This is a genomic window from Cupriavidus sp. SIMBA_020, from assembly GCF_046535395.1.
GTDB classification, from domain to species: Bacteria; Pseudomonadota; Gammaproteobacteria; order Burkholderiales; family Burkholderiaceae; genus Cupriavidus; species Cupriavidus campinensis.
Window position 1 is genome coordinate 1 of record NZ_JAWRWU010001193.1, and the last position, 252, is coordinate 252.

Here is a 252-nt window from a genome sequence, read left to right on the forward strand (position 1 = left end):
GAGAACAGGATGCCGCGGTGGGACACGGCATCGATGAAATGCTTGAGCTTGTAGGGGATGGAAAAATTCCACAGCGGCACGGAGAACAACAGCGTATCCGCGTCGTGCATCCGCTGCGCCAGCTGCCGAAAACCTGCCCACGCTTGCTGCTGGCCTTCGCTGAGCGGCGTGCCGCTCAAGTCCGCGTATTTGGCATCGAGCGCATCGCCGTCGAGTTCCGGCAAGTGCGTCGCCCACAGGTCGAGCATGTCG

1 protein-coding gene is annotated in these 252 nt (G+C 61.9%); it reads right to left on the minus strand.

The window, feature by feature from the left end; genetic code table 11:
- Positions 1-252, minus strand: a 252-nt coding sequence (locus SB751_RS33310; RefSeq protein WP_410749407.1) for an NAD(P)H-dependent oxidoreductase, incomplete at both ends; no start/stop codon positions are given.